This window comes from Umezawaea sp., assembly GCF_057122925.1.
The window spans coordinates 1-9,778 of record NZ_DBNGPQ010000022.1 but is presented as its reverse complement, the minus strand read 5'-3'; the positions used below and the strand labels follow the sequence as shown (position 1 = coordinate 9,778).

Sequence of the window (9,778 nt, the reverse complement as noted above, 5' to 3'; positions counted from 1 at the left end):
CCACGTCCCGGCTGACCGCGTACGGCACGACCACGAGACGGCCGCCGGTGGTCAGCGCGCCCCACATCTCCCAGACGGAGAAGTCGAAGGCGAAGCTGTGGAACAGGGTCCACACGTCGTCCTGCCCGAACGGCAGGCGCTCGCGCACCCCGCGGATGAGCCGCACCACGTTGCGGTGCGTCACCGTCGTCCCCTTCGGACGACCGGTCGACCCCGACGTGAAGATCACGTAGCAGCCGTGGTCCGGCTGGACGGCCGGGAGTTCGACGTCCCCGGCCTCCGCCGGGTCCGCCAGGTCGACCAGCTCCCACGGTCCACCGGGGACGGACGCGGCCGTCGCCGCGTGCACGACGACCAGCGGGGCGCCGACGTCGCGGAGCATGAACTCCAGGCGGTCGGCGGGGAACGCCGTGTCCAGCGGCACGTACACGCCGCCTGCGCGCAGCACGGCCAGGCACGCCACCACGGTCTCCCACGACCGCTCCAGGTACACGCCGACGCACACCTCGGGGCCGACGCCGAGGCGGCGCAGCCGGTGCGCCAGCAGGTCGGCGCGGTCGGTCAGCTCCCGGTAGGTCAGGGAGGTGCCGTCACCGGTCAGGGCCACCGCGTCGGGCCGGGCCGAGGTCGCCGCCGCCACCAGCTCGTGCACGGTCGTCGCGCCGGGCACGTCCACCGCCGCCCGCGACCACGCCGCCACCGTCCGGGCCTCCCGGCTCGGGACGAGCACGGCCGTCGGGTGGTGCGCGGAGGGGTCGGCGGTCATGGCGCGGAGCGCGCGCAGGTGGTAGTCGCGCAGCAGGACGGCCTGCTCGCGGGTGAGCTGGCGGGTGTCGTACTCCAGCTCCAGGCGCAGCCCGTCGGCGCCCGCCTCCCGGCTGACCGAGACGAGCAGCGGGAAGCTGGTGCTGGTGGACCCGGACGGCCCCTGGTCGGCGGCGTCGAGGTGCCACGACCCGGCGCCCTCGGCGAGCCCGCCGAACTGGTGGAAGTCGTTGTAGACGAAGCCGACGTCGAACAGGGACGTGCCGCCGAGTTCGCGCTGGAGCGCGGCCATCGGGTAGCGGCGGTGCGGCAGGACGTCCCGCTCGGCCTCGAAGACCGCGCGGGCGAGGTCCTGCCAGCTCCCGTCGGGGAGCGCGACCCGGAACGGCAGGGTGTTGAGGAACAGACCGCGCACCTCCGCGCCGTCCGCCTCCTCCAGGCGGCCGTGGAACGACAGACCGGTGGTCACGTCGCCGCCGCCGGTGACGGCGGAGAGCACGCGCAGGTGCGCGGCGAGCAGGACCGTCTTGACCGGGACCCCGGCCCGGCGGGCGAACGCCTCGACGTCCGCGCGCAGCTCGGCGGGCAGCCCCGTGACGAGCGAGCCGTGGCCCAGTGCCTCGTCGCGGTCGTGGCGCTCGCCCGCGACGGTGTCCCCGAGGCCGTCCGCCGTCACCGACCAGCGGGGCAGCGGGCTCCCGTCGGTGCCCGCCAGGCGCTCGCGCCAGTACCGCCCGCTCTCCTCCGAGGCCAGGGCGGCGCGCTCGGCGGCGATGAAGTCGCGGTAGGACGAGCGGAGCGGGACGGGGTGGACGTCGTGCCCGGCGAGGAGGTCGTCGTAGGTCGTGCTGATCTCGGCGAGGGTGGAGGTCAGGCTCCAGCCGTCCAGGACGGCGTGGTGCTCGGTGACGGTCCACTGGAAGGCGGTGTCGGACAGCACGTGCACGGCCATCCGGCACAGCGGTGCCGAGGTGACGTCCAGGGAGGTGCGCCGCTCGACGGCCAGGTGCTCGTCCACGGTCGCGCGCCGGGTGTCCTCCGGCGTCCCGCGCAGGTCGACGACGGAGAGGGGGATCTCGGCCGACGGGTGCACGAGCTGCACCGGCACGCCGTACCGGCTCATGTCGAACGAGGTCCGCAGGACGGGGTGCCGCGCGGTGACCAGCGCGAGCGCGGCGCGGAAGCGGGTCTCGTCGAACGCTCCGGTCAGCCGCAGGGTGTGGACGTTGTGGTACGGCTTGCGCTCGGGGTCGCGCTCCATCTCGTAGACCATGCCGACCTGGAGCTCCGCCATCGGGTAGGCGTCCTCCAGCCCGTCCGGCAGCAGCGCCCTGTCCTCGTCGGCGAGCACGGAGAACGGCTCGGACCGCGGCGCGGCGTCCACGTCGTCGAGCAGTTCGGCGGCGAGACCCGCGGGCGTCGGGTTCGCGAGCATGGCCGCCAGGCTCGCGGTCAGCCCCGCGTCCCTGACCTCGCCGAGGACCTGGATGCTGCGGATGGAGTCGCCGCCCAGGTCGAAGAAGTTGTCGTGCCTGCCCACCCGGTCCACGCCGAGGACCCGGCACCAGATCCCGGCCAGCAGCTCCTCGACCGCGCCGACCGGCGGCACGTACTCCTGCGCCACCTCCGGGCGCGACTCGTCCGGGTCGGGCAGCGCGCGGCGGTCGACCTTGCCCCGCGCCGTGAGCGGGAGTTCGTCGAGGAACACGAACAGGCGCGGCACCATGTACGTCGGCAGCCGCCGTTCCAGCCACGCCCGCACCTCGCCGGTCAGCGGCGTCGTGCCGTCCACGACCAGGTAGGCCACCAGGTCGACGCCGACCGTCGTGTTCGCGCGGGTCACGACCACGCAGTCCCGCAGGCCGGGGAGGTCGCGCAGGGCGGCCTCGACCTCGCCGAGTTCGACCCGGTACCCGCGCACCTTGACCATGTGGTCCACGCGCCCGAGGAACTCCACCCGGCCGTCGGCCGACCAGCGGCCCCGGTCACCGGTGCGGTAGAGGCGTTCGCCCGCGCGGAACGGGTGCGGCAGGAAGCGGTCCGCGGTCAGACCGGGCTGGCCCAGGTAGCCGCGCGCGAGGCACGGACCGGACACGCACAGCTCGCCGGGCGACCCGATCGGCACCGGCATCCCGGCGTCGTCGACCACCCACACCTGCGTGTTCACCAGCGGCACGCCCAGCGGCAGCGCGCCGGCGGGCACGTCACCGCGCCGGAACGACCCGCAGACCGAGAACGTCGTGGTCTCCGTGGGCCCCCAGCAGTTCACGACCTCCAGGTCGGGGCAGCGCTCCAGGATCCGCGCGACGTGGCCGGGCGACACCGTCTCGCTGCCGGTCAGGACCCGGCGCAGGCCGTCGAACGCCTGCGGCTCGTGGTCCACCAGCAGCGCGAACAGCGAGGCGGTCGCGTGCAGCACCGTCACGCCCGACTCCGCCACCCACTCCGCGACCTCCCGGGGCCCGTACCGCACGGCGGGGGCCAGCACGAGCCGCGCGCCCGCGACCAGCGGCGCCCACACCTCGAACGTCGACACGTCGAAGGAGGCCGTGGCGATCTGGAGCAGCGCGTCGTCCGGCCGCACGGTCGTGGTCCCGCCGCCGTGCAGCAGCTCGGTCACGTTGCGGTGCCGGGCCACCACGCCCTTCGGCTGCCCCGTCGACCCGGACGTGAAGATCACGTAGCAGCCGTGGTCCGGCCCCGCCCCGCCCGTGGGGTTCTCGCCGTCACCCGACTCCACGTCGCCCACGTCGAGCACGCGCCACGGGCCATCGGGGACGCCGCGCGCGGCCTGTCCCGCGGTGAGCACCAGCGGGGCGGCGGAGCGCTGGAGCATGAACTCCAGCCGGGCGGCGGGGAAAGCGGGGTCGAGCGGCACGTACAGGCCGCCCGCCTTGAGGACCGCGAGCCAGGCGACGACCATCTCGACGGACCGCTCGACGCACACGCCGACCGCCGTGTCGGGGCCGATGCCGAGGTCGCGCAACCCGTGCGCCACCCGGTTCGCCCGCTCGTTCAGCTCCGCGTAGGTCAGCGACACCTCGCCCGACACCAGGGCCACCGCGTCGGGCGAGGCCGCGACCCGCTCCTCGACCGCGCGGTGCACGGGCGTCGGGGGCACGTCGGCCTCGTTCGCGTTCCACGACTCCAGCAGGGCCCGCTCGTCCGCGCCGAGCAGCGGCACCCAGCGGTGCTCGGCGTCCGGGTCGGCCACCATCTCGGCCAGCACCCGCGCGTAGTGGTCGCGCAGCACGGCGACCTGCGCGGCGGGGAACGCCCGCGCGTCGTACTCCAGTTCCAGGTTCAACCCGTCGCCGCCCGGTTCGCGGACGAACGCCACCACCAGCGCGAAGTGCGTGCGGGCGACGTCGCCCAGCGCCTCGTCGTCGCCCGCCCCGGCGATCTGCTGGAAGTCGGTGTAGACGAAGTTGGTCTCGAACAGCGGTGAGCCGCCGAGTTCGCGCTGGAGCGCGCCCATCGGGTAGCGGCGGTGCGGCAGCAGGTCGTTCTCGGTGGCGAAGACCGCGCGGACCAGGTCGCGCCAGCTCCCGTCGGCCAGCTCCACGCGGAACGGCACGGTGTTGACGAACAGGCCGCAGACGTCGGCGCCGCCCTCCTCCTCCAGCCGCCCGTTGGCGGTCAGCCCGACCACGACGTCGCGCGAGCCGGTGACCAGGCTCATCGCCTTCACGTGCGCGGCCAGCAGCACCGCCTTCACCGGCACCCGGCACGAGCGGGCCAGCTCGCGCAGCCGGGGCGGCAGGTCGGCGGGCAGCGGGCTCACCAGCGAGCCGTAGCCCCGGTCCCCGTCGTGGACGTGCCGCTGCCCGGCCACCTCGGTGGCGGTGGGCAGCACCGGCCGGTCCGAGGGCCAGCGCGGCAGGCGGCTGTCCGGGAGCTCCGCGAGCCGGTCGCGCCAGAACCCGGTGCTCTCAGCGGACTCCAGCGCCGCGCGCTCGGCGGCGACGTAGTCCCGGTAGGTCGAGCGCGGCGGGGCCGCCACCGGCTCCTCGCCGACGAGGAGGCCCCGGTACGCGTCGGTGATCTCCGAGACGACGGACGCCAGGCTCCAGCCGTCGAGGATCGAGTGGTGCTCGGTGAACGTCCACTGGAACGCCTCGGGCGACAGGACGTGCACGCCCATGCGGCACAGCGGCGCGACCGACAGGTCCAGCGGCGTGCGCCGCTCGGTGGCCAGGTGGTCCGCCAGCGTCGCTCCCCCGTCCACCACGGTGATGGGGACCTCGGCCCTGTCGTGGACGAGCTGCATGGGCTCGCTGAACCCGGACAGGGCGAACGAGGTGCGCAGGACGGGGTGCCGGGCGACGACCGCGGCCACGGCGCGCCGGAAGCACGCCTCGTCGAACGCTCCGGCCACCTTCAACGTGTGCACGTTGTGGTAGGGCAACCGCTCCGGGTCGCGCTCCATCTCGTAGACCATGCCGACCTGGAGCTCCGACATGGGGTAGGCGTCCACGAGCCGGGGCGGGTCCTGCGTGATCACCGCGTCGTCCACTGCGCTCATCGGGTCGTCACCGCTCGCCGGTCGTGCGCGCGGCGAGCAGTTCGCGGTCCCGCTCCGACAGCATCGCGAACGGCGATGCCGTGGCGGGCACCGGTTCCGCGGCCTGCCGAGGCTCGACGACCTCGCTCAGCGCCCGCACCGTGGGGTGCTGGTTCAGCTGCTGGAGACCGACGACGAGCCCCTTCGTCCGCGCCTGCCCCACGACCTGGATGCTGCGGATCGAGTCGCCGCCCAGGTCGAAGAAGTTGTCGTTCCTGCCGACCCGGTCCACGTCGAGCACGCGGGACCAGATGCCCGCCAGCAGCTCCTCCACCTCGCCGACCGGCGGCACGAACTCCTCCGCGTCGTCCTGGCGCGTCTCCTTCGGCTCCGGCAGCGCGCGCCGGTCGATCTTCGCCCTGGGGGTGAGCGGCAGCTCGTCGAGGAACACGAACAGGCGCGGCACCATGTAGGACGGCAGCCGCTGCCCGAGCCACGTCCGCAGCTCGCCGGACGTGGGGGCGACGCCGTCCATGACGGCGTAGCCCACGAGGTCGATGCCCGCCGTGGTGTTGGCGCGGGTGACCACCACGCACTCGCGCAGGTCGGGGTGCTCGCGCAGGGCCGCCTCGACCTCGCCGAGTTCGACGCGGTACCCGCGGACCTTGACCATGTGGTCGGTGCGGCCGAAGAACTCCACCCGGCCGTCGACCGACCAGCGACCCCGGTCGCCCGTGCGGTACAGGCGTTCGCCCGCCCGGAACGGGTGCGGCACGAAGCGCTCCGCCGTCAGCGCGGGCCTGCCGAGGTAGCCGCGCGCCAGGCACGGGCCGGACACGTACAGCTCGCCGGACGAGCCGACCGGCACCGGCAGCCCTGCCTCGTCCAGCACCCACACCTGGGTGTTGACGAGCGGGGAGCCCAGCGGCAGCGCGCCGGACGGCACGGTCCCACGCCGGTACACGCCGCAGACCGAGAACGTCGTGGTCTCCGTCGGCCCCCAGCAGTTCACCAGCTCCAGGTCGGGGCAGCGCTCCAGCACCCGCTCCACGTGCCCCGGCGACACCGTCTCGCTGCCGGTGAGGAAGCGGCGCAGGCCGTCGAACGCCTGCGGCTCGTGGTCGACCAGCAGCGCGAACAGCGACGCCGTGGCGTGCAGCACCGTCACGCCCGCCTCGACGACCCACTCCGCGATCTCCCGAGGCCCGTACTGCACCGGCGGTGCCAGCACCAGCCGCGCGCCGCCCACCAGCGGCGCCCACACCTCGAACGTCGAGTTGTCGAACGACAGCGGCGCGAGCTGGAGCAGGGTGTCGGTCGGGTTCAGGGTGAGGAACTCGCCGCCGTGCAGCAGCTCGGTCACGTTGCGGTGCCGGGTCACCACGCCCTTGGGCTGGCCGGTGGACCCCGACGTGAAGATCACGTAGAAGCCGTTGTCCAGCGCCGCGCCGCCGTCGAGGTTCCCGTCGTCGCCGTCGGCCCACAGCGACTCGTCCACGACCACGACCCGCCACGGGCCCTCGGGCACGCGGTCGACGGCCCGCTCGCCCGCCAGCACCAGCCCGGCGGAGACCTCCCGCAGCATGTAGGCCATGCGCTCCACGGGGAACTCGGGCTCGACCGGCACGTAGACGCCACCGGCCTTCAGGACGGCCAGCAGGCTGGTGATCATGCCGAGCGAGCGGTCCTGGCACAGCGCCACCGGGACGTCCGGTCCGACGCCGAGGTCCCGCAGCCGACGGGCCAGCCGGTTGGCCCGCGCGTTCAGCTCGCCGTAGGTCAGCGAGGTCCCGCCCGACTCCACCGCGACCGAGTCCGGCGACGCCGCGGCGCGCTCCTCGAACATCCGGTGCACCAGCACCGGCGGCACCTCGGCCTCGTTGGCGTTCCACGACTCCAGCAGCCCGCGCTCGTCCTCGCCGAGCAGCGGCACCCACCGGTGGCGCGCCTCCGGGTCGGCCACCATCTCGGCCATGACCCGCAGGTAGTAGTCGCGGTAGAGCAGAACCTGGTCCGGGGTCAGGACTTCGGTGTGGTAGTCCATCCCGAACAGCAGGCGGTTGGAGTACGGGTTGCGGATCACGCCCACGTTGAGCGGGAAGTTGGTCGGCTCGGCCCGGTCCGTGGTGAAGCTGTCGATCTTGTCGTCCGCGATGCGCATGAGACCGGGGCCGAAGGCCCTGTCCAGCACGTGGAAGTGGTTGTGGACGAAGTTCACCTCGAACAGCGGCTCGCCGCCGACCTCGCGCTGGAGCGCGCCGAGCGGGTAGCGCCGGTGCGGCAGGAGTTCGCGCTCGGTCTCGAACACGGCCCGCACCAGGTCGCGCCAGGTGCCGTCGGGCAGCTCGATGCGGAACGGCACGGTGTTGAGGAACATGCCGCGCACCTCGGTGCCGCCCTCCTCCTCCAGCCGCCCGTTCGCGGTGAGGCCCACCAGGAGGTCGGACGTCCCGGTGACCAGGCTCATCACCTTCAGGTGCGCCACCAGCAGCACGGCCTTGAGCGGCACGGAGCACTCGCGCGCCAGCTGCCGCAGCCCGTCGCACAGCTCCTCCGGCAGCAGCGTCTCGACGGAGCCGTAGCCCTGGTCGGGGTGGTGCTCGCGCCACTCGTGCTCCTGCGCGCGGCCGGTCAGGCTGGTCGGGCGGTCGGCGGGCCAGCGGGGCAGGCGGCAGTCCGGCCGGTCCCCGACGCGGTCGAGCCAGAACCCCCGGCTCTCCTCGGAGGCCAGCGTCTCCCGTTCGGCGGCGATGAAGTCGCGGTAGGCGGAGCCGGGCGGGGTGAGCACGGGGTCCTCGCCCGCCAGCAGCCGCTGGTACACCTCGGCGATCTCGGAGATGGTGGAGTGCAGGCTCCAGCCGTCGAAGATGGCGTGGTGCTCGGTGATCGTCCACTGGAACGACTCGTCGGTCAGCCGGTGCAGGGCGAAGCGCAGCAGCAGGGGCTTGGAGTGGTCGAACGGACGGCGGCGCTCCGAGAGCACGTGGTCGTCGAGGAGCTGGTCCCTGGTGGCCTCGTCGTGGTGGCGCAGGTCCTCGACGGTGAACGGCATCTCCGCGGTCCGGTGCACGAGCTGCATCGGCTCGCTGAAACCGCTGAGGTCGAACGAGGTGCGCAGGATCGGGTGGCGCGCGACGACCCGTGCCGTCGCGTCGCGGAAGGCCGCCTCGTCGTAGGGTCCGACGATCCGGAGCCCGTCCAGGTTGTGGTACGCCCGGCGCTCCGGGTTCAGCTCCATCTCGTAGACCATGCCGACCTGGAGCTCCGCCATCGGGTAGGCGTCCTCCAGGCCCTCCGGCAGCAGCGCCCTGTCCTCCTCGGACACCAGGGCGAACGGTTCGCGGACGACGGGCCCGGTCCCCGTGGCGGTCACGGCCTCCACGCGCGTCGCGAGCCCGGCCGTGGTGGGGCTGCGGAACAGGTCCTGGAGGTCGAAGGAGAGCCCGCCGTTCCTGGCCTGGCCGAGGACCTGGATGCTGCGGATGGAATCGCCGCCCAGGTCGAAGAAGTTGTCGTGCCTGCCGACCCGGTCCACGCCCAGCACCCGCTGCCAGACCTCGGCCAGCGCCTCCTCGACGGCGCCGACCGGGGCGACGTACTCCTGGGCCAGCTCGGGGCGGACGGCCTCCGGTTCGGGCAGGGCCTTGCGGTCCACCTTGCCCTGCGGGGTCAGGGGGAGCTCGTCGAGCGTCACGAGGTGCCGCGGCACCATGTAGTCCGGCAACCGCTTGCGCAGCCACGCGCGCAGCTCGTCCGTGGACGGCGCCTCGCCGTCGGGCACCAGGTAGCCCGCCAGGTCGGCCTGGCCGTCGGGGCCGGTGCGGGCGACGACGGCCGCCTCCAGCAGACCGGGGTGGGTGCCCAGGACCGTCTCGACCTCACCGGTCTCGATGCGGTAGCCGCGGATCTTCACCTGGGCGTCGGCGCGGCCGACGTACTCCAGCCCGCCCCGCGCGTTCCAGCGGCCGAGGTCGCCGCTGCGGTAGAGCCGGGCACCGGCCCGGCCGGTGCGGTGGTCGGGCACGAAGCGCTCGGCGGTCAGCGCCGGGAGCCCGGTGTAGCCGCGGGCGAGGCCCGCGCCGCCGACGTGGATCTCGCCGGTCACGCCGATCGGGCAGGGGCGGCCGTGCGCGTCCAGCACGTGCACGCTCAGGTCGGGCAGGGGGCGGCCGATCTGGCTGAGGTCGCGCTCCAGGTCCTGCTCGCCGAGGGCCAGGTACGTGACGTGGACGGTGGTCTCGGTGATGCCGTACATGTTCACCAGCAGCGGGGCGGTGTACCCGTGCCTCGACGCCCACCTGCGCACCGACGGCCGGTGCAGGGCCTCACCGCCGAACACCACGGCCCGCAGGGACAGCTCACCCGCCGACTGCTCGTCGACCGTCTCGAACTGGCGGAACGCCGACGGGGTCTGGCTCAGGACCGTCACGCCCTCGTCGCGCACGAGCGCGTGGAACGCCTCCACGTCCCGGCTGACCGCGTACGGCACGACCACGAGACGGCCGCCGG

At 73.9% G+C, this 9,778-nt stretch carries 2 protein-coding genes; both read right to left on the bottom strand.

Annotated features, from left to right (window positions below; translation table 11 throughout):
* On the bottom strand, nt 1–5,290 hold a 5,290-nt coding region (locus tag AC156L_RS03450), incomplete at its 3' end, for an amino acid adenylation domain-containing protein (RefSeq protein ID WP_484406581.1).
* A gap of 7 nt (nt 5,291–5,297) precedes the next feature.
* Nucleotides 5,298–9,778, bottom strand: a 4,481-nt coding sequence (locus AC156L_RS03445) for an amino acid adenylation domain-containing protein (RefSeq protein WP_484406579.1), incomplete at its 5' end; no start/stop codon positions are given.